This window comes from Nocardia sp. CA-120079, assembly GCF_050955745.1.
GTDB lineage: Bacteria > Actinomycetota > Actinomycetes > Mycobacteriales > Mycobacteriaceae > Nocardia.
Window position 1 is genome coordinate 5,875,828 of record NZ_CP192088.1, and the last position, 22,936, is coordinate 5,898,763.

The 22,936-nt window shown below is 65.2% G+C and carries 29 protein-coding genes; 11 read left to right on the forward strand and 18 right to left on the reverse strand.

Annotated features, from left to right (window positions below; genetic code table 11):
• Positions 1-80 precede the first annotated feature (80 nt).
• Complete coding sequence (locus tag ACQPYR_RS27115; RefSeq protein ID WP_433621770.1) at positions 81-1,001, reverse strand: EamA family transporter; 921 nt, start codon at positions 999-1,001, stop codon at positions 81-83.
• 239 nt (positions 1,002-1,240) lie between these two features.
• On the opposite strand from ACQPYR_RS27115, the gene ACQPYR_RS27120 reads away from it, so the two are divergent.
• Positions 1,241-1,744, forward strand: coding sequence for an Lrp/AsnC family transcriptional regulator (locus tag ACQPYR_RS27120; RefSeq protein WP_433635256.1), 504 nt, complete (start codon positions 1,241-1,243; stop codon positions 1,742-1,744).
• 26 nt (positions 1,745-1,770) lie between these two features.
• On the opposite strand, the gene ald is transcribed toward ACQPYR_RS27120, so the two are convergent.
• Together ald and ACQPYR_RS27130 are read right to left on the reverse strand one after the other, a co-directional pair.
• Positions 1,771-2,877, reverse strand: coding sequence for an alanine dehydrogenase (gene ald / locus ACQPYR_RS27125; protein WP_433621771.1), 1,107 nt, complete (start codon positions 2,875-2,877; stop codon positions 1,771-1,773).
• A gap of 186 nt (positions 2,878-3,063) precedes the next feature.
• On the reverse strand, positions 3,064-3,582 hold the full coding sequence (locus tag ACQPYR_RS27130) for a PadR family transcriptional regulator (protein ID WP_433621772.1): 519 nt from the start codon (positions 3,580-3,582) through the stop codon (positions 3,064-3,066).
• A 90-nt stretch (positions 3,583-3,672) separates the two neighbouring features.
• On the opposite strand from ACQPYR_RS27130, the gene ACQPYR_RS27135 reads away from it, so the two are divergent.
• Both ACQPYR_RS27135 and ACQPYR_RS27140 read left to right on the forward strand, forming a co-directional pair.
• Positions 3,673-4,233 (forward strand): hypothetical protein, encoded by a 561-nt coding sequence (locus ACQPYR_RS27135; protein ID WP_433621773.1) that lies wholly within the window; start codon positions 3,673-3,675, stop codon positions 4,231-4,233.
• Between the two features lie 16 nt (positions 4,234-4,249).
• Positions 4,250-5,551, forward strand: a complete 1,302-nt coding sequence (locus ACQPYR_RS27140; protein WP_433621774.1) for a carotenoid oxygenase family protein — start codon at positions 4,250-4,252, stop codon at positions 5,549-5,551.
• Between the two features lie 2 nt (positions 5,552-5,553).
• On the opposite strand, the gene ACQPYR_RS27145 is transcribed toward ACQPYR_RS27140, so the two are convergent.
• Together ACQPYR_RS27145 and ACQPYR_RS27150 are read right to left on the reverse strand one after the other, a co-directional pair.
• Positions 5,554-6,531 carry a quinone oxidoreductase family protein gene (locus ACQPYR_RS27145; protein ID WP_433621775.1) on the reverse strand — a complete coding sequence of 326 codons (978 nt, stop codon included), beginning with the start codon at positions 6,529-6,531 and terminating at the stop codon, positions 5,554-5,556.
• A 55-nt stretch (positions 6,532-6,586) separates the two neighbouring features.
• On the reverse strand, positions 6,587-7,327 hold the full coding sequence (locus ACQPYR_RS27150; protein ID WP_433621776.1) for a PP2C family protein-serine/threonine phosphatase: 741 nt from the start codon (positions 7,325-7,327) through the stop codon (positions 6,587-6,589).
• 168 nt (positions 7,328-7,495) lie between these two features.
• Between ACQPYR_RS27150 and ACQPYR_RS27155 the strand changes: the two genes are divergently transcribed.
• Together ACQPYR_RS27155 and ACQPYR_RS27160 are read left to right on the forward strand one after the other, a co-directional pair.
• Positions 7,496-8,320, forward strand: a complete 825-nt coding sequence (locus tag ACQPYR_RS27155) for a class I SAM-dependent methyltransferase (RefSeq protein ID WP_433621777.1) — start codon at positions 7,496-7,498, stop codon at positions 8,318-8,320.
• Between the two features lie 81 nt (positions 8,321-8,401).
• On the forward strand, positions 8,402-8,593 hold the full coding sequence (locus tag ACQPYR_RS27160; protein ID WP_062987240.1) for a hypothetical protein: 192 nt from the start codon (positions 8,402-8,404) through the stop codon (positions 8,591-8,593).
• A 24-nt stretch (positions 8,594-8,617) separates the two neighbouring features.
• Here ACQPYR_RS27160 and ACQPYR_RS27165 read toward each other — a convergent pair whose 3' ends face one another.
• Positions 8,618-9,016 carry a hypothetical protein gene (locus tag ACQPYR_RS27165; protein WP_433621778.1) on the reverse strand — a complete coding sequence of 133 codons (399 nt, stop codon included), beginning with the start codon at positions 9,014-9,016 and terminating at the stop codon, positions 8,618-8,620.
• A 171-nt stretch (positions 9,017-9,187) separates the two neighbouring features.
• Here ACQPYR_RS27165 and ACQPYR_RS27170 point away from each other — a divergent pair, with 171 nt between their 5' ends.
• A complete protein-coding gene (locus ACQPYR_RS27170; protein WP_433621779.1) occupies positions 9,188-10,039 on the forward strand; it encodes an alpha/beta fold hydrolase in 852 nt (283 codons plus the stop codon).
• Between the two features lie 2 nt (positions 10,040-10,041).
• Here ACQPYR_RS27170 and ACQPYR_RS27175 read toward each other — a convergent pair whose 3' ends face one another.
• Together ACQPYR_RS27175 and ACQPYR_RS27180 are read right to left on the reverse strand one after the other, a co-directional pair.
• On the reverse strand, positions 10,042-10,452 hold the full coding sequence (locus ACQPYR_RS27175; RefSeq protein ID WP_433621780.1) for a VOC family protein: 411 nt from the start codon (positions 10,450-10,452) through the stop codon (positions 10,042-10,044).
• Between the two features lie 10 nt (positions 10,453-10,462).
• Positions 10,463-11,674: an FAD-dependent monooxygenase gene (locus ACQPYR_RS27180; RefSeq protein WP_433621781.1), complete on the reverse strand. Its 1,212-nt coding sequence runs from the start codon at positions 11,672-11,674 to the stop codon at positions 10,463-10,465.
• Between the two features lie 95 nt (positions 11,675-11,769).
• Between ACQPYR_RS27180 and ACQPYR_RS27185 the strand changes: the two genes are divergently transcribed.
• On the forward strand, positions 11,770-12,534 hold the full coding sequence (locus tag ACQPYR_RS27185; protein WP_433621782.1) for a TetR family transcriptional regulator: 765 nt from the start codon (positions 11,770-11,772) through the stop codon (positions 12,532-12,534).
• Between the two features lie 137 nt (positions 12,535-12,671).
• Here the strand turns inward: ACQPYR_RS27185 and ACQPYR_RS27190 are convergent, their stop codons facing one another.
• The 3 genes from ACQPYR_RS27190 to ACQPYR_RS27200 form a co-directional block, all read right to left on the reverse strand.
• Positions 12,672-13,151 (reverse strand): YybH family protein, encoded by a 480-nt coding sequence (locus tag ACQPYR_RS27190; RefSeq protein ID WP_433621783.1) that lies wholly within the window; start codon positions 13,149-13,151, stop codon positions 12,672-12,674.
• Between the two features lie 96 nt (positions 13,152-13,247).
• The gene (locus tag ACQPYR_RS27195; RefSeq protein ID WP_433621784.1) at positions 13,248-13,826 is read right to left on the reverse strand and encodes an NADPH-dependent FMN reductase; all 579 of its coding nucleotides are present in this window, start codon (positions 13,824-13,826) and stop codon (positions 13,248-13,250) included.
• 161 nt (positions 13,827-13,987) lie between these two features.
• Positions 13,988-14,197, reverse strand: a complete 210-nt coding sequence (locus ACQPYR_RS27200) for a hypothetical protein (protein WP_433621785.1) — start codon at positions 14,195-14,197, stop codon at positions 13,988-13,990.
• Between ACQPYR_RS27200 and ACQPYR_RS27205 the strand changes: the two genes are divergently transcribed.
• Positions 14,186-14,326, forward strand: a complete 141-nt coding sequence (locus ACQPYR_RS27205; protein ID WP_433621786.1) for a hypothetical protein — start codon at positions 14,186-14,188, stop codon at positions 14,324-14,326. The genes ACQPYR_RS27200 and ACQPYR_RS27205 overlap by 12 nt on opposite strands.
• A 52-nt stretch (positions 14,327-14,378) precedes the next feature.
• On the opposite strand, the gene ACQPYR_RS27210 is transcribed toward ACQPYR_RS27205, so the two are convergent.
• Positions 14,379-14,570 (reverse strand): hypothetical protein, encoded by a 192-nt coding sequence (locus ACQPYR_RS27210; protein ID WP_433621787.1) that lies wholly within the window; start codon positions 14,568-14,570, stop codon positions 14,379-14,381.
• A 491-nt stretch (positions 14,571-15,061) separates the two neighbouring features.
• On the opposite strand from ACQPYR_RS27210, the gene ACQPYR_RS27215 reads away from it, so the two are divergent.
• Entirely contained in the window at positions 15,062-16,006 is a 945-nt protein-coding gene (locus ACQPYR_RS27215) for a hypothetical protein (protein WP_433621788.1), read from the forward strand.
• 63 nt (positions 16,007-16,069) lie between these two features.
• Here the strand turns inward: ACQPYR_RS27215 and ACQPYR_RS27220 are convergent, their stop codons facing one another.
• The 6 genes from ACQPYR_RS27220 to ACQPYR_RS27245 form a co-directional block, all read right to left on the reverse strand.
• On the reverse strand, positions 16,070-17,287 hold the full coding sequence (locus tag ACQPYR_RS27220; protein WP_433621789.1) for a cytochrome P450 family protein: 1,218 nt from the start codon (positions 17,285-17,287) through the stop codon (positions 16,070-16,072).
• Positions 17,288-17,300: 13 nt separating this feature from the next.
• Positions 17,301-18,359 carry a cytochrome P450 gene (locus ACQPYR_RS27225; protein ID WP_433621790.1) on the reverse strand — a complete coding sequence of 353 codons (1,059 nt, stop codon included), beginning with the start codon at positions 18,357-18,359 and terminating at the stop codon, positions 17,301-17,303.
• Between the two features lie 193 nt (positions 18,360-18,552).
• Positions 18,553-19,158 (reverse strand): GTP-binding protein, encoded by a 606-nt coding sequence (locus ACQPYR_RS27230; RefSeq protein ID WP_040689533.1) that lies wholly within the window; start codon positions 19,156-19,158, stop codon positions 18,553-18,555.
• Complete coding sequence (locus ACQPYR_RS27235) at positions 19,133-19,483, reverse strand: DUF742 domain-containing protein (protein WP_433621791.1); 351 nt, start codon at positions 19,481-19,483, stop codon at positions 19,133-19,135. The genes ACQPYR_RS27230 and ACQPYR_RS27235 overlap by 26 nt, the downstream gene beginning before the upstream one ends.
• Positions 19,480-19,908, reverse strand: coding sequence for a roadblock/LC7 domain-containing protein (locus ACQPYR_RS27240; RefSeq protein WP_062987265.1), 429 nt, complete (start codon positions 19,906-19,908; stop codon positions 19,480-19,482). The genes ACQPYR_RS27235 and ACQPYR_RS27240 overlap by 4 nt, the downstream gene beginning before the upstream one ends.
• Positions 19,908-21,338 carry an ATP-binding protein gene (locus tag ACQPYR_RS27245; RefSeq protein WP_433621792.1) on the reverse strand — a complete coding sequence of 477 codons (1,431 nt, stop codon included), beginning with the start codon at positions 21,336-21,338 and terminating at the stop codon, positions 19,908-19,910. The genes ACQPYR_RS27240 and ACQPYR_RS27245 overlap by 1 nt, the downstream gene beginning before the upstream one ends.
• A 355-nt stretch (positions 21,339-21,693) precedes the next feature.
• Between ACQPYR_RS27245 and ACQPYR_RS27250 the strand changes: the two genes are divergently transcribed.
• Both ACQPYR_RS27250 and ACQPYR_RS27255 read left to right on the forward strand, forming a co-directional pair.
• Positions 21,694-22,125, forward strand: coding sequence for a type II toxin-antitoxin system Rv0910 family toxin (locus ACQPYR_RS27250; protein WP_040689525.1), 432 nt, complete (start codon positions 21,694-21,696; stop codon positions 22,123-22,125).
• A 13-nt stretch (positions 22,126-22,138) separates the two neighbouring features.
• Positions 22,139-22,924 (forward strand): alpha/beta fold hydrolase, encoded by a 786-nt coding sequence (locus tag ACQPYR_RS27255; RefSeq protein WP_433621793.1) that lies wholly within the window; start codon positions 22,139-22,141, stop codon positions 22,922-22,924.
• Positions 22,925-22,936 lie beyond the last annotated feature (12 nt).

Below are 22,936 nucleotides of genomic sequence, written 5' to 3' on the forward strand. Positions count from 1 at the left end.
CATGGAAACCATGACAATCGAGCGCTCGACGCCGCCGAATCCGCACTGACACAGGCGAATCGGTAGGCGTCGAGCACCGGTCAGCGGTCGCGCGCGCGGAGTGTCAGGAATGCGAGCCCGAGTGCCGACACCGCCAACCCGCACCACGACGCTATCGGCAACCGCTCACCGACCACGACCACACCGAGCACCGCGGCCACGGCGGGTTCGGCGAGCGTCAAGGTCGTCGCCACCTGCGCGGACGTATGCCGCAGACCGTAGCCGAACAGGCGGTAGGCGACGAAGGTGGTGAACACCGCGAGATGCAGCGCCACCGCGGCGCCGCGACCGGTGTGCAGCCAGGATGTGTCGGTGCACAACACAACCGGCAGCACCAGCAATCCGCCGATGCCGAACATCGTGCCCATCACCGCATTCGACGAATGGCCGTGCGCGATGAGCCTGCCGCCGATCAGCGAATAGACGGCGTAGGTGAGTCCACCGAATGCGGCGAGCACGATGCCGAACAGGTCGACCGATGCGGTCCCACCTGTCATTTCGGGTCCGAGCACGAGGACGGCACAGCCGAGTACCGCCGCCGCGGTGGCACCGATCCACCGCCGAGTCGGGTTACCCTGCCCGGCAACCCAGGCCAACAGCCCGGCGAAAACCGGCGCACTACCGAGGGCGATCACGGTGGCGACGGCCACGCCCGTCCGCGCAACGGCCGGATAGAAGGTCACCGGATACCCCGCCACTGCCAACGCACCGACGACAACCAACCACCACTCGCCGCGCGTGCACCGCAACCGCGTACCGGTGGACAAGAACAACAACAGCCCACCGAACACCAACCCGGCGGAGCCGATCGCCGCCGCGGGCGCGCCCGCGGGAGCCAATGAACTGGTGGTTCCGGTGGTCCCCCACAGCACCGCCGCGGCCAGGATGGGAACCGGACCACTGAACGCCGCGGCACCCGAACGTTCAACCGCGACAAAAGATTTGATATCAGACAAGGCCATGCACTTCCGTCATCGAATTCGACAGGGATTCGAAACGGGCGCACGACATCACACCGAGACTGCCCTCTGGAACAGCCCGGACCGCGAATCAGAAATTCAGCAGGTGCACCCGATCAGGCGCACGGCGGCGGCGTGACAGCACGCCAATAGATATCCACGCGACGATCCTAGCGCAATGACCGGCCCTGGATCGAATGATCTTCGATACAGTTGGCCTGGTGAGGAAGATTGATTCGCCGATCGGCCCTGCGGTCGGTGCAGTGCGAACCACACCCCGTCCGGCGGTGCAGTTGGACGATATCGACCGGATCCTGCTCGATCAGCTCGCACGGGACGGGCGCATGACCAATAGTGCGCTCGCCGATGTCGCGGGGATCGCGCCGTCGACATGCCTGGGGCGGGTGCGGTCGCTGGTGGAGCGCGGCGTGATTCGCGGATTCCACGCCGATATCGATCCGGCGGCGCTCGGCCGGAATCTACAGGCCATGATCGCGGTTCGGGTGCATGCCAATGCACGTCCGCACCTCGCCGAGTTCGGGGAGCAATTGGCCGTACTCGACGAAGTGCTGAACGTGTACTTCATCGCGGGCGCCGACGACTATCTGATCCATGTCGCCACGGCCGACAGCGAGGGACTGCGGGTCTTCGTACTGGAACACCTGAGCGCACATCCCGCGGTCGCCTCCACCGAGACGATCCTCATCTTCGAGCACGTGCGCCCGCGAACCAGCCCGATGGCTTAGCTCGCCCACCCCGCCGGGTGCCATCCCTAGGCGGCGAGTCTCTCGGCGGCGTAATCGTGTGCAGCTGCAACGGATTCGGACAGCAGGTGGCCGCGGTGTGTGCTCAGGCCGGCGGCCAGGCCCGGATCCGCGGCGGCCGCCTCGCGCCAGCCGCGCTCGGCGAGCGAAATCGCGTACGGCAGTGTGGCATTGGTGAGCGCGACGGTCGAGGTGTACGGCACCGCGCCGGGCATATTGGCGACGCAGTAGAAGACCGAATTGTGCACCTGGTAGGTCGGCTCGGCATGGGTGGTCGGTCGCGAATCCGCGAAGCAACCGCCCTGATCGATGGCGATATCGACCAGCACCGAACCCGGCTTCATCTGTGCGACAAGGTCGTTGGACACCAGCGTCGGTGCCTTCGCACCGGGCACCAGCACCGCACCGATCACCAGATCCGCCTCCCGGACCAGACTCTCCACCTCGAAGGTGTTGGAGATGATGGTCCGGACCTGACCGCGATACCGCTCGTCCAGCGCACGCAGTCGCGCGATATTCAGATCCAGCACGGTCACGTCGGCGTGCATGCCGACCGCGACGGCGATCGCATTGCTCCCCGAAACACCACCGCCCAGCACGACCACGTTCGCCGGACGCGCACCCGGCACACCGCCCATCAGCACGCCGCGACCGCCGCCGCTGCGCATCAGGTGATACGCACCGGCCTGCGGCGCGAGCCGGCCCGCGACCTCGCTCATCGGCGCGAGCAGCGGCAGCGAGCCGCCGTTACCGGTGACGGTCTCGTAGGCGATCGAGGTGATCCCGGAGTTCAGCAACGCGTCGGTGCACTCCTTGGATGCCGCCAGATGCAGGTAGGTGAACAGTAGCTGCCCCTCGCGCATGCGCGAATACTCCTCGGCCACCGGCTCTTTCACCTTGAGCACCATTTCCGCGGTGCCCCAGACCTCATCGGCGGTGTCCAGTACCCGCGCCCCGACGGCCGCGTACGCCATATCCTCGAACGCCGACCCCTGACCGGCACCGGCCTCGATGTACACCTCATGTCCGCGCGAAACCAGCTCGTGCGCACCGGCGGGTGTGCACGCGACCCGGTACTCGTGGTTTTTGACCTCTCGGGGAATTCCGATCTTCATCAACACTCCTGTACGTCGATCCAGCGGATTGGCGACACGTGATCGGTTCGATCACCTCAGTGCGAGTATGAAGATCATTCAAGATCAGGTCCATATTCGTGAAGATAGTTCTCCAAGTCACTCATAAAGCATCCTGATATTCATATTCTAGGATTGACGCGCAGCCCGATTCGAAACATATTCGGCCTACCGCTCCGGAATCTGACCGATGGCCCAGTCGGCCCACTCTCGGCTCATCGCATGGAACCGCTTGCCCCACTCCATCGCGATGCGTCCGTAGACGGACAGATCGTCATCGTCCCAGTCGATCGACGCCTCGAGTGCGGCCAGTTCGGCCCCGGCCTTCTCGGATCCGGTTTCGATATCGGACAGGTAGTCGCGGGCGTACGCCCGGGAAACCGCGCCGAGAAAGAAGACGCGCAGCAGCATTTCATTGCGCGCCACACGTTTCGGCTTGGTCGTGGTGAGCCACTCCCGCAGATCCGTCCGGCCCGCGTCGGTGATCGTGTACTCCTTGCGGCCGCGCGGCCCCTCATCCGATACCGCGATCGAGCCCGCATCGGCGAGCTTGGTGAGTTCGGTATAGATCTGACTCTGGGTGGCGGGCCAGACATTGGCCAGCGACACCTTGAATCGTTGCAGCAGGTCGTAGCCACTGGCCGGACGATCGGCCAGCAGTCCGAGCAGGGCATACCGGAGACTCATGCCCTCAGCCTACATTCCACTATTGACATGTCGAAAGCTGAGCCTCTAACTTAGACATGTCAAAACTGGAATATCGAGGAGTTCTCGGACATGTCCTATCTGCGCGCTTTCGCCCCATGGATCGTCTTCGCGGTGGTCCCGTCGCAGTACTGGCAGTGGGCCGCGCTCGCCGCCCTCGGCGTCTCGGTACTCGGCATCGCCCAGCAGGTCCGAGCCGGTCAGCGACTGGAAGCCATGGCCATCGATATCGGCTCGCTCGTCTTCTTCGCGGCGCTGGCCGTCGTCGCCTTCGCCGATCCGGACAGCGCCCTGCACCCCTACACTCCGGCGCTCTCCTCCGGCGTGCTCGCCGTGGTAGCGGGATTATCGCTGGCGGTGCGCGCGCCGTTCACGCTGCCGATCGCCAAACAGACCACACCGCAGGAACTTTGGGATCATCCGGTCTTCATCCGCACGGCGTATGTCATCACCTCGGTGTGGACCGCGAGTTTCGTCATCGGCTGCCTCGCACTGACCGCGCTCGCGCACTCCACCTCGGGTTTGCGCACCATCGTGCAGGTCCTCGCCTTCGTCCTTCCGGTGCTCTTCACGATCTGCTACGTCGCCTACATCCGGGCGAAGGCGAACTCGCTCGACCCTTCCGCATCCTGAACAGACAGGCCCTGTCATGACCACCTCGGTTCCGCACCTGACCGGCAACTACGCAGCCGTCACCGAAGAGCTCACCGCCTACGAATTACCCATCACCGGAACGATTCCCGCCGAATTGACCGGCTGGTACCTGCGCAACGGCCCGAATCCGCATGCCGCGGCCTCCGCGCACTGGTTCCTCGGCGACGGCATGGTGCACGGCGTCCGGCTCGAACAGGGCCGCGCGGTCTCCTACCGCAACCGGTGGGTCCGCACCTCCACCTTCACCGACGGCGCTCAGGTCCGCGATGCCGATGGCAACCTCGATCTCACCGCGGGGCTCGCCAATACACATGTCATCCGGCACGCCGGACGCACCCTGGCACTCGTCGAATCGTCCTACCCGTACGAATTGACCTGTGAGCTGGACACGGTCGGGCCCTACGACTTCGACGGCAAGCTGCGCACCGCCATGACCGCGCATCCCAAGACCTGCCCGACAACCGGCGAACTGCATTTCTTCGGCTACGACTTCACCGCGCCCTATCTGACCTACCACCGCGCGGACGCCGCTGGCAATCTAGTGGTCAGCCGCCCGATCGAGGTGCCCGCCGCGACCATGCACCACGACTTCAACCTCACCGCCAGCCATGTCGTATTCATGGATCTGCCAGTGGTTTTCGATCTCGAGACCGCGAAATCCGGTGGCGGCATGCCGTTCCGGTGGCGCGACGACTACCAGGCCCGGCTCGGGGTGCTGCGCCGTGACGACCCGCACGGCGCGATCCGGTGGTTCCCGATCGATTCGTGCTACGTCTTCCACACCCTCAATGCCCATGATGAGCCCGGCCGGATCGTGCTGCATGTGATCCGCTATCCCAGTCTGTGGCGGCAGGATTCGCACCTTCCGGAGCGCGCCTCGCTCTGGCGCTGGACCATCGATCTGGCCACCGGCACCGTCGCCGAAGAACAGCTCGACGATCGCGACGCCGAATTCCCGCGCATCGACGACCGGCTCGCGGGTCTGGATTCTCGCTTCGGCCACGCCACCGTCGCCGGGGACAGCGGCGCATTACTGCGCTACGACCTGCACACCGGCACCAGCACGGCACACGAATTCGGTCCGGGCCGCATTCCAGCCGAGGCCGCATTCGCACCCGCGGACGACCGCCCCGGCGGCGACGGCTATCTCATGACCTACGTCTACAACGCCGACACCGATCGGAGCGATCTCGTCATCGTCGACGCGTCGGAGTTGGCCGCGCCACCGGTCGCGACCATCCATCTACCCGCCCGAGTGCCCTACGGATTCCACGGAAACTGGCTGGCCGACAAATAGTTTCAGCCGTGGACCGCGAGTACCAGCTTGCCGGTCGAGGCGCGACTGGCCATCAATCGGTGTGCCTCGGCGACCTCCGACAGCGGGAACTCCGCGGTGATCGGCAATTCCACCTGACCTGTGGTGACCAACCGAAAGGCCCGATCGGCAATCTCGCGCAATACCTGCGGCGCATCGGCGGTGAGGCCGAGGATCGAGAATCCGGAGATCGACAGACCCCTCGGATAGAGCTCGGGCTGGCCGATCTGCCAGCCCGGCTCACCACTGGCATTGCCATAGGAGATCAGCCGACCGAACAGCGCCAGCGATTCGAGGCCGCGCCGCAAGGTCTGCCCGCCGACCGGGTCGAGCACGATATCGACGCCGCGTCCGCCGGTGGCCTCCCGGACATCGGTCTCGAAGGTCTCGGCCAGGAAGGCGTCGTCATAACCGAGTTTGCGCGCGTATTCCGCCTTGGCCTCGCTGGAGACCACGCCGTACACGGCGCCGGCCCCCGCCAGCTTGGCCACCTGCCCCACCACGGTGCCCACCCCACCCGCCGCGGCCTGCACCAGCACGGTCTCCCCCGGCTGCAGCTTGCCGACGGTGTTGATCAGCGCGTAAGCGGTCGGCAGCACCGTGGGAAGCGTTGCGGCCGTTCGCAAATCGACACCATCGGGCACCGCGAAGACCGTCGCGGCAGTCACCACGGCGACCTCGGCGTAAGCGCCGCCCTCGGTGATCGCCGCCACCGACTGGCCGACCGTGAACCCGTCGACATCGGCGCCGATCGAACGCACCCGCCCCGAAAGTTCGAGTCCCGGCACGAACGGCAGATCCCGGACCCGATACCCCACCGAACGCGCCTGCAGGTCGGCGAAGTTCACCCCGACATATTCGACATCGATCGCGATCTCACCTGGCCCCGGCTCCGGAGCATCGAGCTCCACCTCCTGCAACACCTCGGGTCCGCCCAGTTCACCGATCTGAATCGCCCGCATAACCCCACACTCCACTCGACAAACACCGACGAGCTAGTTCTAGCAGGAATCGGGGCTACCGGCAGTCCACGACCAGTGCCGTCGCATTGTCGGTGCTACCAGCTTGTAATGCGTTGTCCACCAAGGTTTCCGCGGTGCCGGCCGCGGTTTGCCCCGCGACGAGTATCGACTTGATCTCGACCATATCGAGCCGCTTGTGCACGCCGTCGGTGCTCAACAGCAGTCGGCCCCGGCTCGATCCGGTGGCGGCGCGGCCGATGACATCCGGACTCGCGGTGCGGGTGGAGGTGGTGACGAGGTGGTCCATGCGATTCGCCGGGCGAACCCCCCTGGCGCGCATGAACTCCGCCACGGTGTGGTCAGTCGTGATCTGGTGCAGCACCCGGCCGTTCCAACGGTAGGCGCGACAGTCCCCGACCCAGGCGATATCGCAGGGCCCGTCGGGCTGATCGGCGGCGGGGAGCACGGCGATCACGAGCACGCTGTCGGCCTGCTCTTCCGGGAATTCACGCAGCAACTCCTGCTGGGCCGCGACCACGCCGGCCAGCGCGCCGTTGCCCGCACCGATCCGCGCGGCGACCGAGGCCGCTGTCCGCGCCGCCCTGGCCGCTGGCAGGTTGTCGCCGACCCCGTCGGCGACAACGAACGCGGTACGCCCGACGGCGGGGTCGGTGTAGGTGGCGAAGGCGTCGGCATTGAGCGAGCGCCGCCCACGGGCGCTCACCACACCGGGCGTGATACCGCCGAGCTTTGCCGGATCCGGACGGACGATGGCGATCGAAGCGGTTGTCTGCAAGGTCTGACCTCCTTGGGCTGGACCTGCCCCAACACTGCCGATCCGCACAACTCTGTAACTCCAGTGAACCTCGGTTTTCCGTGTACCGTGCCAAAATTACGTGAGAGAATCCTTTGAATCGTCGGCGGACCCGCCATCGGCATCCGACTGCCGAAATACGATGGCTCGGTGGACAGCGACGACGGCCTCGATCAACTGCTGGCGAACCGCGGTAACTGGGATGCCCGTGCCCCGATTCACGCGGCCAGCGAGTTCTATCGCGATCGCGATTCGTCGTATTGGTTCGCCCCCTTCGAATGGGATGTCCTCGGCGATGTGCGCGACCGCGATGTGCTACATCTGCAGTGCCATCTCGGTACCGAGACAATCGAATTCGCCAAGCGCGGGGCAACGGCGGTCGGTCTCGACTTCTCCCCCGCCTCCATGAGGCACGCCCGAGAACTCGCCGCCGATGCCGTCGAGTACGTGTGCGCCGATGTCTACGATGCGCCGAATGCGTTGGGGCACAGGCAATTCGACATCGTCTACACCGGCAAGGGTGCGCTCTGCTATCTGCCCGACCTGCCGCGCTGGGCGGCGGTGCTCGCCGAACTGCTGCGCCCGGGCGGTCTGGTGTACATCGTCGAATTCCACCCGCTGCTGCACTCCCTCGGACCGACGCCACCGGCTGGCGTCGATCCGGATTCACTTGTCCTGCACGATGATTACCTCGAGGGGCGTGGTGCGCAGCGCCGCGACAGCGACCACACGTACACCGATGGCCCGGCACTGGCCAGCAACACGACGGTATACGAATGGCGCCACGGGCTCGGCGAAGTGATCAATGCCCTGATCGGCGCGGGGCTGCGCATTACCGATCTCACCGAAACCGAGATGTTGCCGTGGCCGCGCTGGTCCCGCATGATCCGCACCGACAACGGCTGGTTCCGGCTCCCGCCGGCGGACCCCATCCTCCCGCTGCTGTACGGACTGGCGGCAACCAAACCGGCCTAGCCGCAGCAAATCCCGCAACTTTGCTACACGATAGCCACCGCACTCCTTACACTGCGACGATCCACATCGAGGGAGCGTCGAGTGTCCACTACCGTCCAGGTCTTGTTCGTTGTCGTCGCCGTGCTCGTCGGCATCATCGTCGCGGTGATATCCGGAATTCTCTCCAAGGTCAGCGGCTCGCCCGCGGGCATCGTGATTCGTGACGGCGGCGTCGCCTTCGCGGGTACGGCCGGTCTGACCCTGCTACTACTCAAGGCCATCGGGGTGCTTTGAGCGCCCGAGGCCGAACAGCCTGAATCAGTTGCCGAAGACGATGCAGGCGAAGCCGACATGTACGCCGGTGCCGACCCGAACGTCGACCGTTCCGATAGGCGTGACGTCCGGGGCCTGCACGGCGCTGAGCGTGTGCGGGCCGGTGGTCTTCGGGATCCAGGTCAGCAGGGCGATACCGCCCAGCGGTCGGACCACTCCGAACAGGACGCCGTTGTCGTAGAAGGAGACCGGTTCGGCGGCATTGCTGACATAGGCCTCGGCGGTGGCCGGGCAGTCGGTACCGTAGTTGGTCGCCATGCCGTAATTCGAATCCGGCATCACCCCCACCCTGGTCACCGCGGCATTCGCCGTCGGCGCGGTGCAGGCCAGTGCGGCGATCGCGGTGCCGAGCACGGTCGCGGTCGTGATCGTTCGGTAGCTCATGATTCCTCGTCGTGCGGTGCCGAGTTGCCAAGCGGAGATCATAGATACTCGCCCGGGCGCTACGCCACGAATCGCCCAGCGTTGCGCAATTATGTACCCGACGGTTCGTTTTGCGGGTCGATATAACTGTCATGCACGGCCCGATCTAGAACGTGTTCTAACGTGTCGGGTATGGACGTGACATACGAAGGCACGAAACGGGAGCTCGCCACCGATCAGGGCGTGCTGCGCTATCACGAGGCGGGCGACGGGCCGCCGCTGTTACTGCTGCACGGCTCCGGGATCGGCGTGAACGGGTGGCGTAACTATCGCGGGAATCTGGCGGTCTTCGCCGAGCACTTCCACTGCTACATCCTCGAATTCCCCGGATTCGGCGTGAGCGACCCGGTGGACGGACACCCCGTGCTGACCGCGGGCGCGGCAGTGCTGCGGTTCATGGACGGGCTCGGCATCGAATCCGCTGCCATGATCGGCAATTCGATGGGTGGCGTGGTCGCGGCGAATCTGGCGATCCAGCATCCGCAGCGGGTGCGCAAGCTGGTCACCATCGGCGGGATCGGTCCGAATATCTTCAGTTCCAGTCCGAGCGAAGGGATTCGGCTGCTGCAGGAATTCGCCGACAAACCCGATCGGGACAAGTTGCTGCGCTGGTTGCGGGCCATGGTCTACGACCCCGCGGTGATCACCGATGAGATCATCGAGGAACGCTGGGCGGCCGCCCAGCATCCGGATACCCAGCAGACCGCCGCCATGATGTACGGCTCGGCCGCGTGGGCCATGCAGCAGAAATTCTTGGCGAATTCGAATACACCGCCCTATTGGTCGATGCTGCACAAAGTGCAATGCCCGACCCTGCTCACCTGGGGTCTGGACGACCGGGTCAGCCCGCCGGATATGGCGCTCGTCCCGATGCGGCAGATTCCCAATGCGGAACTGCATGTCTTCCCGAACAGCGGTCACTGGGTCATGATCGAGGCCAAGGCGGCCTTCGAACGCGCCACCCTGGAATTCCTGCGCCGCTGAGTTCAGGCCCGGTCCGGATAGACCGCGATCTCCACCAGATTGCCATCCAGGTCACGGCAGTAGTGCGAGATCATGTCGCCGAGCGCGCCGGACTTGGTGACCGGGCCATTAGTGATCTCGATGCCACAGGCCACCAAGTGATCTCGCACTTCCTGGGGCGATGCGTGGGTGACGAAGCACAGATCCTCCGAGCCCGCGGCCTCGGTACGCGCTGTCTCCCAGTCCGGGTCGACCGTGCGGGCACCGATCGGCCGCAGGTTGATCTTCTGATTGCCGAAGCACAATGCGGTGCGGCCGTTCGGTCCGAACTTCTGCACCCGCATGCCGAGGACCATTTCGTACCATGCGGCAGTCGCCTCGATATCGACGCAGTTGATGACGATGTGGTCGAACCGATCGACTGTGAACCCCATGATCGGCACCCTACGCCGTACGGCACGCCTTGGCAGTGACCGGAATCTCCGGATATTCCGGCAAGGATTCGTTCGTCTTCGGCGCCATGATGCGTTCCATACCGGCCATGGACTCCAGCACGGGGAGTCGCGTGAGGGTATTCCGAATTGCCATGCCCGAGCGGGTTTTCGGCACCATCAGCCGCAGGTTCGGTCCGATTTGCTGTTTGCGGTCGACCAGTGCGCGGTGGCTCTGCTCGTAGCGGCGAAAACCGGTGCGGTAGTCGCCGTTCGCGGTGGCGAGTGCGCCGGCGAGCCGGTAGGCGCCGACGAGGGCGAGTTCGGCACCGGCTCCGGATGCCGGTGAGGCGCAATAGGCGGCGTCACCGACGAGGGCGATGCGACCGGTCGACCAGGAATCCATGTGGACCTGGCCGAGGGAGTCGAAATACAAGTCCGGATCGGCGAGTGCGCCGTCGAGCAGTTGTGCCACATGCCATGCGGATTCGGTGCCGAACCGTCCGGTCAGCAGCGCGCGGGCCGCGGCGCTGTCGCGCGGATCGAGGTCGAGAAGTGGGCTGCGGAATATGAAGTAGGCCTTGGCCTGTGCGTGATTGCCGGAACGGTAGATACCTGCCATCGCGCCCGGGGTGTTGTAGACGCTGACCCAGCGGTCGGGCCCGAGCGCCGCGTCGGCGTCGCCGAAGGCGAAGTAGTGGTCCAGGTGGCGGACGAAATTCGATTCCGGACCGAAGGCCAGTCGCCGCACGGCGGAGTGCAGCCCATCCGCGCCGATGACCAGGTCGAATCGCTGCTGCGGAGCGTGTTCGAAGGTGACGGTGACGCCGTCGTCATCCTCGTCGAGGGCCCGGATCGAATCGCCGAACAGGTATTCCACGTCGCGGTTGCTGGCGTGCAGGATCCGGACGAGATCGCCGCGCATGATCTCCACCTCGGCGCTGGCGTACTTGTCCTTGATCTTCTGCATATCTACCTGGGCGATGGAGTCGCCGGTGGTGTTCACGAACCGCATCCCGGCGACATCGGCGGCCGCCGATCGGATCTGCGACATGATGCCCATGCGCTCGGCGACCTCTATCGCCTGATCCCGCACGTCCACCCCTTGGCCACCGACACGCAGTCCGGCCGCGCGCTCGACGATGGTCGGCTGGAAGCCGTGCCGCACAAGCCAATACGCCAGGGTCTGGCCGGCGATGCTCGCACCGGAGATCAGAATCCGCATTGCCCGCTCCTTGTCTCGAGACCACCTGACCACTGGTCAGTGAGACCACTGTATGGCGCTGACCAACGGTCAGTCAAGCGGTAGGATCGGTCACCATGGCCGACGATTCGCGTGCCCGCATCCTGCAGACCGCGCTCGACCTGTTCGCCGAACGCGGATACCACACGGTTTCCGTGCGCGAGATCGCCGAACGGGTCGGGCTGACGAAAACCGCTGTGCTCTACCACTTCCCGAGCAAGAGCGATATCGTCGCCGCACTCGTGGAGCCGCTGCTGGTCGACAGCGAAGCGGTGCTCGAGGCGGCGGCACGCGGGCGGGACGCGCAGGCGCGCCGCTGGGCGGTGGTGGCCGGGTTGCTCGAGGTGTGGCTTTCGCACGGTCAGCTATTGCGGATGCAAATGCAGGACCAGGCATTATCCGCCGACGATGCGACCTTCGCGCGATTGCGCACCATCGCACTGTCGGCCCAGGACCTGATCGCCGGGCCCGGCGCCGATTTCACCACCCGAGTGCGTGCCGCGCAGGTCTATGCGGCACTGAGCGATCCGGTGGTCATCTTCGCCGACCGGGCCGCCGACGAGTTGCGCGAGGCGATTCTCGATGGTGCCCGGCGATTACTCGGCACTGCTGCCGATCCACAACCTTCGGCCGCCCACAGCGACCCCGTCCACATACCGGCCGCCAAGGTCCCCATCCGCCCGAACCGCCGCGGCCGCCCAGGCGCAATGACCTCGGAAATGATCGAAACCGCCCGCCACATGCGGGATTCCGGCCGCCCCATCGACGAGATCGCCGCCGAATTCGACATCTCACGCGCGACGCTGTACCGGCACTTGAGCAAGCATGCCAGCAAATTATGAGACCATTTTCGAGATGGTTCGGCGAATACCGCCGAGATCCGAACGGCCGATGCGCGTGGGTCGCAGGCGGAACCGCGGCGGTGGCTGCGCCGGTCGTACAGTTCCTATAGCCGCAGCACCGCCCGCGATGTCCCGAATCAGGGCTCGAGGTCGGCCACTCCTTTGCCGGTAGAAATGTCGAACGGCACTGAAGCCTGGTCGTGCGTGATCAACCAATTGCCGTCGAGCTTCCGGAAGCCGAAAGTGACCCGGACCCACATACCGCTCGTCGCCGGTCCGTTCTTCAGCGTGCCGCTGAGCCGACCGAAGCCGTGCCCGAATGCCACATCGTCGCCCACGGTGAGTGTCAGATCGCGAACCTCATAAGTCACATCTTGGAAGAACATGAACACTTTCGCCCAGTTCTCCAATTTCGCTGCTATACCGACATGTTGCAGCGGCGGCTCGACGTCGAAGGACACGACATCCGTTGCGTAGACCTGCTTCAGGGTCTCGAGATCCTTGGCTCGGATTCCCGCGACTATCTTGTCGACTTGCTGCGCAATCTCGGCTTCGTCTACCTCGCGTTGCGCCGGCATCGCCACTGCGGTACCAACTTCGGAATCGTTCGAAGTCACTGCATTCTCCATTCAAGAAATTTCTGACCGCAAGGCGGTCCTTTGCGGTTTCGATCGTCCGACGACGATGATTCGCCGGAGACGGGCTGCCGGGGTTCAGCGCACGGTAACCGGAGACTCGGCGCGCAGTGGCGCGAGCGCGGCGCTCCAGGCGATGACCTGATCCAGCGTTTTGTTCAGGGCGGCGACATGGTGGTCGCGCGGTGTGAAGGTCGTGTGGTTTTCGAAATCGGTGAGCACCGAGATCGCGACCTGATAGCCCACGTCGGCCATGCCCAGCGTGCCGCAGACCGTCCGCAGCTGCACCACGGCGCGGGCGCCGCCGCTCACGCCGTAGGAGACGAATCCGACCGCCTTGTCGGTCCATTCCGCGCACAGGTGGTCGATGGCGTTCTTCAGCACCCCGGGAACACCGCCGTTGTATTCCGGTGTCACGAACACGAAGCCGTCGAACGGGGCGATCCGCGCGGCCCAGGCGCGGGTGTGTTCATGGACCGATGGGCCGAACATCGGCGGCGCCGGCTCGTCCAGATGCGGTAGCGGGTGGTCACGCAGATCGATCAGTTCGAACTCGGCGTCGCCGCGCTGCGATGCCGTGTCCAGAACCCACCGTGCGACCTGCGGACCGTTGCGGTTGGGCCGAGTACTGCCGAGGATGATGCCGATCCTGATCATTTTCCGAACTCCTGCTTTGCTGACAGTGTCACGACCTTCCGACGACACAGCCGTCCGGAATGTCAGGCCGCCGCACAAATCGGGTCGCTGATTCGTCGATTCAGGTAAGGGACGCAGACCGAAGGAGCCGACGGAGACCGACCCGCACCTCCCCGAGGTGATCAGCGCTTCAGACGGGCCTGGGAGACGAGAGATATCGAGGCGCTGATCGGCCTGGTCGATCCGCAGGCGACCGCGACAGCCGACAGCGGCGGCCTGGCTCCGGCCTTCCTCACCCGATCACCGGCGGCGAGCAGATCGCCCGCGCCTGGATCGACATCGTCGCCCGAGGCCCCGAGATCGCGCTGCTCGAGCGCACGGTGAACGGCCAACCCGGCCTGGTGGCCCAGCTCGCCGACACCATCGTGTCGGTCTACGCCTTCGACATCGACGACGGCCGGATCACCCGCATCTGGGCCATCCGGAACCCGGAGAAACTGCGGCCTTGGACAACCCGCTGACCCTTTTTGTGGGACCCGTGTGGCGATCAGGTATCGACGTCCGCGTGGCCGATCACCGCACCGCGCGAGCGATCACCTGAACGGCTCGGAGGCTGCCGTCGGCCAGTCCACGGGTCAGGTTCTCTGCCTTCTCGGTGAAGTTCGGGACGAAGGCATGCAGCCCAACGGGATCGGGTGGCGAGGCCAGTACCGCCCCAATGGTCGCGGCTGCTTGTTCGGTGCGGTCATTCCACTGCTCGATCACGAAACCCCGCTGTCTCGATCGCCCCGCGCAACGCATCGGAAGTCATCGGCCGGACTATTGCCCCCTGAACGCAGGCCCGGCGCGGAGATTGCCGCCTGGTCAACGGTTCACGGCTTGGCCTGTCTGCTGATCGACGGACCCCTACCCACCGATCCAGCCGCCATCGAGTTCGCAGTCGGGCGGGTGCACGAGCTGATCGACCGGGGACTGCTCGATCAGCGACCGGAAACTTAGCGGATTACTGCTGGGGCCGTCAGGGTGATCGACCGACCCGGGTTGCCTGGAACTACTGCCGCGACCGATTTCCGGAAATGGGCCAGGGAGCTGTCGTCGACGGATGAGGCGACGTCAGTGGACCTGCTCGGGCGGCTCACCGGTCAGCGCGAAGATCGGCGCGGTCAGTAAGAGGCCTGGAACCCGAATCACCGTCCGGAGCAACGGAATGCGCATTCGCCACCTATCGCCCCGACAAGGGGACTACCCTGCGGCGCATGGCAGTTACCTGGCCGGATGAAATCGATGATGTCCTGCACGGTGATCTCACCGTCGGATTGGCCTATATCACTCCGGCCGGTGGGGCGGTGGTGACGGCGGTATCGCCGATCGGGATGCGGGATCGGGAGTTGGGGACGGTCGGGTTCACGACCTCGCTCGGCTTCGGTCGCAAGCTGGAGCGGATCAAACGCGAGCCGAAGGTCGCGCTCGCATATCACGCGCGTGAGCACGGTCTCGGCGACCAGAAAAATCAAAGCTTCGTACTGGTACAGGGCGTCGCCACCTTCGACGCCGAGCCCGACCCCGAGACCCTCGACCGCGTCGGCGAGCAGGCGACGCCCTATCTCGGCGCACCACGGCGCGGCCTCTTCTGGGATCGCTGGCTCAGCGCGTACTACACCGATCGGGTGCTGGTGACGGTCGCGGTCACCCGGATCATCGCTTGGCCGAATCTGGATGCGACCGGCGAACCGGAGGTATTCGGCGAACCGCTGCCCGCCACCGTGGATTCCCAGAAGCCGCCCGCAAAAGGTACCGGCCCCCGGGTGGACAGCGCCAAGGCCGCCGCGCGCGCCACGAAACTGCCGCACTGTCTGCTCGCCTACCGCCAGTCCGACGGCTACCCAGCGGTGGTTCCCGCGCAAGTCACCGGGTCGAGCGAGGCGGGGGTAAACCTCACGGTCCCAGCGGAAATCGCCCAGGGCGGCCGCCGCGCGGGTCTGCTCGCCCATACCTACCGCCCACAGCTCGTCGGCCTCGAATGCCGCCAGCACACCGGCTGGATCGAAATCGACGGCACCGATGCGACCTACGCACCCCACACCGAGGCCGGTTTCATCGCACCGCCCAACAAGACACTGCTGTTGCTGGCCAACGGATTGATGGCCCGCCGCGGACTGGCCCGAGCCCGAAAACAGGGCCGCATCGACGCCTCGAGCTGACCCCGGGAAGACACGAACCCCCTCCCGATCGAAATCGGAAGGGGGTCCGGCTTTTCAGGTGGACTAATCCAGCGTAACCGGCAACCTGGCATGCCCATTCGAGATGAAACTGACCACCGTCCCCAACTCGGACGGATCCGCCGCCAACCGCATATTCGGATAGCGCGCGAAGATCGCGGGCAACGACACCAGCGCCTCGAGCCGAGCCAGCGGGGCCCCAAGGCAATGGTGCACCCCGTAGCCGAAAGCCAAGTGGTCCTTACTGTCTCGGGCCAGATCGAATTGATCGGCGGTCTCACCGTGAACTTTCCGATCACGGTTGGCAGCGGCGTAGGAGGCGAGAATCGGCTCGCCCTTGGCGATATGCACCCCGTCGATCTCGATATCGTCGACCGCGAACCGCAGCGGCAGATGTGCGACCGGCGCCTCGAACCGCAACGCCTCCTCGACCAGATCGGCCCACGTCGCCCGCTCCGCGATCAGTGCGGCGCGCTGCTCCGGATTGGTCAGCAGCGCGAAGATCGCCTGGTCGAGCAGATTGACCGTGGTCTCGTGTCCGGCGCTGATGACAAGCAGCAGCGTATCGATCAATTCCTGCTCGGTGAGCTGGGACCCGTCGTCCTCATCGCGGTGTGAGATCAGCAGACTGGTCATATCGTCGCCGGGATGGTCGCGCCGATACGCCACCAATTCACCGAGGATCCGATACATCTCCATGTAGTTCGCCTGCGACTCCTCCGGACCGAGGGAGGTGTCGAAAATCCCGTCGACGCATTTGCGCAAGCCCGGATTGAGTTCCTCGGGCACACCCATCAATTCGGAGATGACCTGAATCGGCAGCGGATACGCGAAACCCTCACGCAGATCGACCGATTCGCCGGCGGGCGTCTTCGCGAGTTCGGCGAGCAGTTCCTCGGTGATCCGCTCGATCTGCCCGCGCATCGCCTCGGTGCGCCGATGGGTGAACGCGGGTGCGACCAACTTGCGCAACCGCTTGTGGTCCGCACCGTAGGCGGTGAACATATTGTTCACCGCGACCCACAGGAAAAGCGGCCAGTCCTGCGGAATCTCGCCGTTGATGAACGCGGGCCAGTGCTGGCTCGCATCCTTGGATACCCGCGCGTCGACGAGCAGCTTCTTGAGCAGCCCGGCATCGGTTACCGACCACGCCCGCACACCGCCGGGCAATTCCACCAGCGCCACCGGCCCACGCTCGCGCAGGCGTGCGGATTCGCCCTGGATATCGGTTCCCGTGAGATCCAGGGTAATAGGTTGTTGCACTACAGAAATCTCCTTACAGCATGGCTAGCGGAGGGGATTTGGGAAAGGTGACCGGGAGGGATACCAGGGCCCGATGGAACGGACCCGGCCGCCAGGCGAGTTGTTCGGGCTCTGCCCCCAAACGCATTTCGGGAAGTGCGTCGAGCAGCTGGTCGATGGCGTCCTGGACGATGAGATAGGCGACCGACCGCGCCGGGCAGGAATGTGGGCCGACACCCCATGCCAGATGCGAACGGTTGGGCCCGAATTCGCTCACCCCGACGGCGGGATCGTTATTACATCCGGACATGCTGATGACCACCGGTTGGTGGGCGGGCAGCCAGACGCCGTCGATGAGGATCGGCTGTCTCGGATAGGAGACACAGTAGTTCGCCATCGGCGGGTCGGTGAACAGTACTTCGTCGAGTGCGTCACGGGTGGAAAGACTTCCGCCGTGCACGCTGCCCGCGAACCGGTCGTCGGTCATCATCAGCAGCAGTGTGTTGGTGATCAAGTTCTGCTGCGGTTCGATGCCCGCACCGTAGACGGTGACGAGCTGGTGGATCATCTCCTCGTCCGACAGCACGGCCGAATGCGCGATCAGCCGCGAGGTGATGTCGTCGCCCGGAACGCTGCGCTTCAGCGTGACGAGCTGGAACAGCGCGTCGGTGAGCATCGCGTTGCCCTTGTCGGCGTTCACACCTTCGAAGATGGCCGCCATCCCGGTGGCGACCTGCTGACCGATCTCCGCCGGACAACCGAGCATATCGTTCAACACCTGGAAGGTGAGCGGAAATGCGTACTGGCTGATCAGATCGGCCGCGCCGTCACCGCAGAAGGCATTGATCAGTGGAATGGCGGCATCTTCGACGACGGCATGCAGTGCGTGCAGATCGACTTCGGCCAGACTTGCCGCATTCGCCTGTCGATAGCGCAAATGCTCGTTTCCCGCACTGCGCAAGGCATTCGGCCGCCATTCCAGCATCGGCAGGACCGGGCATTCACCGGGAATCTTTTGCTGCCAGATGCGCGGATCTGCCGGAAAGTGGTCGGGATCGTTGAGGATTCGTACGGCGGTGTGATAGCCGATCACCAAAGTCGCTGGTACACCGGGCGATAGGTCAATCGGTACCAGAGATCCGAACTGGCGGCGCATGTCACGGTACGCGCGGTGCGGATCTGCTGCGAACTCCTCCGAGTAGAGCGGTACGCGCGGGCCGTCGGTATCGATCGGCGACCCCAACGCGACAGGGCCGGGCTTTGTTGAATCAGTGTGCAATGCGCGGTTACTTCCGAGACTCCTGGCGATGGAATAGGAACTCGACGAGCGTGATCAGCGATCGCAGACAAGTGCTGCGCTGCCGCGCGTCGAGCGAGGTCAACGGAGTATCCGGAGCGAGATCCAGTGCGTCCCGGATCTCTTCGAGCGGATAGCGCTTGGCGCCTTCGAACTGGTTGACCGCGACCGAATACTGCACCCCGCGCTCTTCGAGCACGGACAGCACCTCGTCGGCCTTCTCGATGCGCCGGGTGTCCACCAGGACCAGGGCGCCGAGCGCACCGCGCGCCAGCTCCTCCCACAGCGGGACGAAACGCCGCTGTCCCGGCGTCCCGAAAAGATAGAGCGCGAGTGTGGGATTCAGCGTGATACGGCCGAAATCCATCGCCACGGTCGTCTGCGATTTGCCGGGTAGCCCGGCCATATCGTCGACGCCGACACTGGCCTCGGTGATCGTCTCCTCCGTGCGCAGCGGTCGGATCTCCGAAACGCTGTTCACGAATGTCGTTTTGCCGACACCGAAATTGCCTGCCACCAAGAGCTTTACCGACCGGGTCACGGTCTCCGGCACATAGTCGACAGTGCGCTCAGGCCGGGAGAGCGCGGAGCCCATTGAGTACCTCCTCGAGCAGGGTGATCTCCGGCATGACTTCGGCCGGGGTCGGAGTGGCCAGATGTTCGCTGTCCAGCAGATCGGCGACGACGATCGTCACGACGGACGGCGGCAGGTCGAGATAGGCGGCGATCTCGGCAATGGACAGGGCACTGCGACGGCTGCACAGGTTCAGTACCTGGCGCGCATCGGGTGTCGCACCAGGTGCCGGATCTTTGGCGGCGACGACCAGGGTGACCAGGTCCAACTCACGACTGGGGCGGATTCGCCCCCCGGTGCGCACGTATGCCCGGACCAAGTCGGGGTCTCGCCGGGACCTCGTCATGACGTCAAGCCGCCCTCAACCCTCCCGCGCGGCTGGGCGCCTAACTCGTGCCCGACCCGCCCGGCGAGTTCGTTCATGCGGTGCGCGACCAGCCCGATATCGGTCTCGGGCGTCGTCGAAACACCGAGCAGTGCACCCTCGCCCGCCGCGGTGATGAGGATCATGCCCTGGTCGTATTCGGTCATGTTCTGGCGCACACCATTGTCGAGGCCACCACAGAATTCGCCGAGCGCCTTACCTAGTGAGCGAAGACCCGAGGCGGCCGCGGCGAAACGCTCGGCATCATCCTTGTTGACACCGTCGGAGTGCGCGATCCGCAGTCCGTCGTCGGACAGCAGCACCGCGAACCGGACGCCGGGAACGTTGCTGAGATCCTCGAGTAGCCAACCCAGCCTATTGCTGCTGTCGGTCACCGGTGTGCTCATCAGGATGACATCCCTTCGCTGTTATCGGAGGCAGCAGCCTCACGGCCGCTCTTGGAACCCATCTGCCAGGCGGAGGCGATTTCGGGACGAGCCTGTCCCGCTTCGGATTCGGTGCCGGTCTGCGCGGGCACCGAAGACACCGCCCGACGGCGTCGCTTGGGTAGGCCGCCACTGGTGATCTCGTGCACAGCGAACTCCTCGTTCTCGGCGGGTTGTTCGCCCACCCCGGCCAAGACCGGAACCGGAGATAATTCGAAGGGCTTATCCTCGGCGACAGCGGTCGGCACGGGTTCCGGGGCCGGGGTGACGGCGGGAACGGCCGGTTCGGCGTTGGCCACCGCGGTGACGAGCAGCGCCTCGGGGATGTAGACCATCGCCCGCATACCGCCGTAGACGTTCGGGCCATCGATGTAGACGGTGAATCCGTAGCGTCGGGCCAGTGCCGCGATGCCCGGGAAACCGACGCGCGGGGACGGGCCGAGCTGGTGGATGTCGATCGGGCGCTCATTGGCGAGCACCTGCCTGGCCTCCTCCATCTGCTCCGCGTTCATCCGCACACCGGCATCGTCGATGATGACGGTGACGCCGTGGTGGCCCTCCTGGAAGGTCACATCCACATAAGACGTCGGCGGGGAGTAGCGCAGCGCGTTGTCGAGCAGCGTGGCCAGGGTGTGCACGAGCGGTTCCACCGCGCGGCTGATGACGATGCGGTCGAGCTGGTTGGCCCGGACCCGCAGGTAGTCACGCACACGCCCGATCGCGCCGCCGACCACATCGGTGAGCGACTGCGCGGGCCAGCGCCGACCCGGCAGACCACCACAGACAATCACATACGACTGGGCCTGCCGCAGCATCTGCTGCACGGTGTGGTCGATGCGAGTGAGGGTGGCGTAGACCTCGTCGTCGCGGTGCTCGCGCAGCGCGGAGCTCACCACCTGACTGACATCCGCGCCGAGGCTGACCACGGAGGTGCCGAAGGAACGCACCGCCGCGCTGGTCGCGGCCCGCGAGGCGGATTCGATCTCGGCTCGAGTGCCCTCCTCGGTCGCCTTGATCGCCTGCTGCGCCTTTTCCTCGGCCTCACGCACGGCCTGCTCGTGCGCCTCCGACTGCACCATGCGCAGGTCGTCGGCGTACCGCTCGGAAATCCATTGCAGGCACTGGGTGAACCGGGAAGTCTCCTGCCCCGTCGGCACCTCGATGGCCGAAACCGGTGCCTCGAAGCGGCGCACCGCCTCGGTCATCGCCGGCAGTGTCTGGCCGGCGAAGTGCTCGAGGGTTTCCTCCTGCGCCCGATTCGCTCTATTGAGGGCGTCGGCGCGGATCTTCTGTTGTTTCGCGTATTGCGCTACATACAACGCCGCCGCCACGGCAATAATGAGAGCGGGGGCGAGGATCCATGAAAGCACCACGGCGATATCTTGATTCATCAGCTCTCTCGTCGTTGCGACAGCCGGTGTCACTGCGCGTTGTCTCGCCTTCCTCGCGACGCCGACCAGGATCAACATTCGTCGAATGCGGCCACATCGACACTGGCACCAACCCCAGAGTGCCCGCACGGCAAGCGATTCGACGAATCACCGACCGGGCGGATCGAGCCGATAAGTAGCTCGGCACCCGACGACCCGCCCACAGTAGCAGCATCGCCGGGAAGTCTCTCTCGATCCGAGGACCACATTCCGATTCCTCGAACCGCCAGTGCCCCCATTGCATTTCGCGTACCGCCCGATCGGTATGACCGAATGCCATAAATAGCGAACCGCGGGTACCGGATACTATGCGCGAATGGCAAAGCTGAAGGTGTCCGTCGACGTGCCGATTCCCCCGCAGGAGGCCTGGTCGCATACCTCCAACCTCACCGAACTCGACAAATGGCTCCTCATGCACGAGGCGTGGCGCAACGAGGTGCCCGCCGAACTGACCGTCGGCACCCAACTGGTCGGTGTCGCATCGGTCAAGGGATTGCGCAATCGGGTCACCTGGACGGTCAAGGCCGCTGAACCGCCGCGGCGCCTGGCGTTGAGCGGCACCGGCAAGGGCGGCACCAAATTCAAGCTCGAACTGCTCGTCGCCGCGAAGGGTGCGGGCTCGGAGGTCACCGTCGATATCGATCTGGGCGGCGCGCCCCTGTTCGGTCCGATCGGTTCCGGTGTCGCGCGGGCGCTGAAGGGCGATATCGAGCGCTCGCTGGAGCGTTTCGTCGCGCTCTACAGCTGAGGGGAGTTCGAACGTGCCGCATGCCGAGGCCGCGGACGGCGCCCGGATCGCGTATCAGACCGGCGGTGACGGTCCGCCGCTGCTGCTGCTCACCGGGCAGGCCAATAATCACCACTGGTGGGATGGAGTCCGCGCCGACTTCGAGACCGCGTATCGCACCGTCTCACTGGACTATCGCGGGACCGGTGACAGCGATAAGCCGGATATCCCGTACAGCACCCTCGGATTCGCCGAGGACGCCATTGCGGTGCTCGACGCTCTCGGCATCGAGAAGACCGCGGTGTACGGCACGTCCATGGGTGGCCGAGTCGCGCAGTGGCTGGCCGCGCGGTTTCCGGATCGGGTGCATGCGCTGGTGCTCGGCTGCACGTCACCGGGTGGCCGCAACGCTGTCGAGCGTGACGCCGACGTACGGAAGTCGCTGGCCCAACCCGATCCGGTGGCGGCACGGCGGGCGCTGCTGGAACTGATGTACACCCCGGGGTATCTGGCGAGCACGTCCGGGCCGTTCAACACCCTCGGTGATCCGAGCATGCCCGCATACGCGAAGCGCAGACATCTCTACGCGAGCAATAGACATGACGCATGGGATGTGCTGGCGGATATCGCGGTTCCGACGCTGATCGTGCACGGGAGCGAGGACCGGTTCAATCCAGCGGCGAACGCACTGTTGCTCGCGGAACGGATTGCCGGTGCGCGGCTGGCGTGGATCCCGGGGGCTCGGCATGCCTATTTCGACGAATTCCGAAGCACCGCAAGCCCGCTCGTTCTGGAATTTCTGGACGCCGACCGTCGGTAGGCCGAGTTCGCC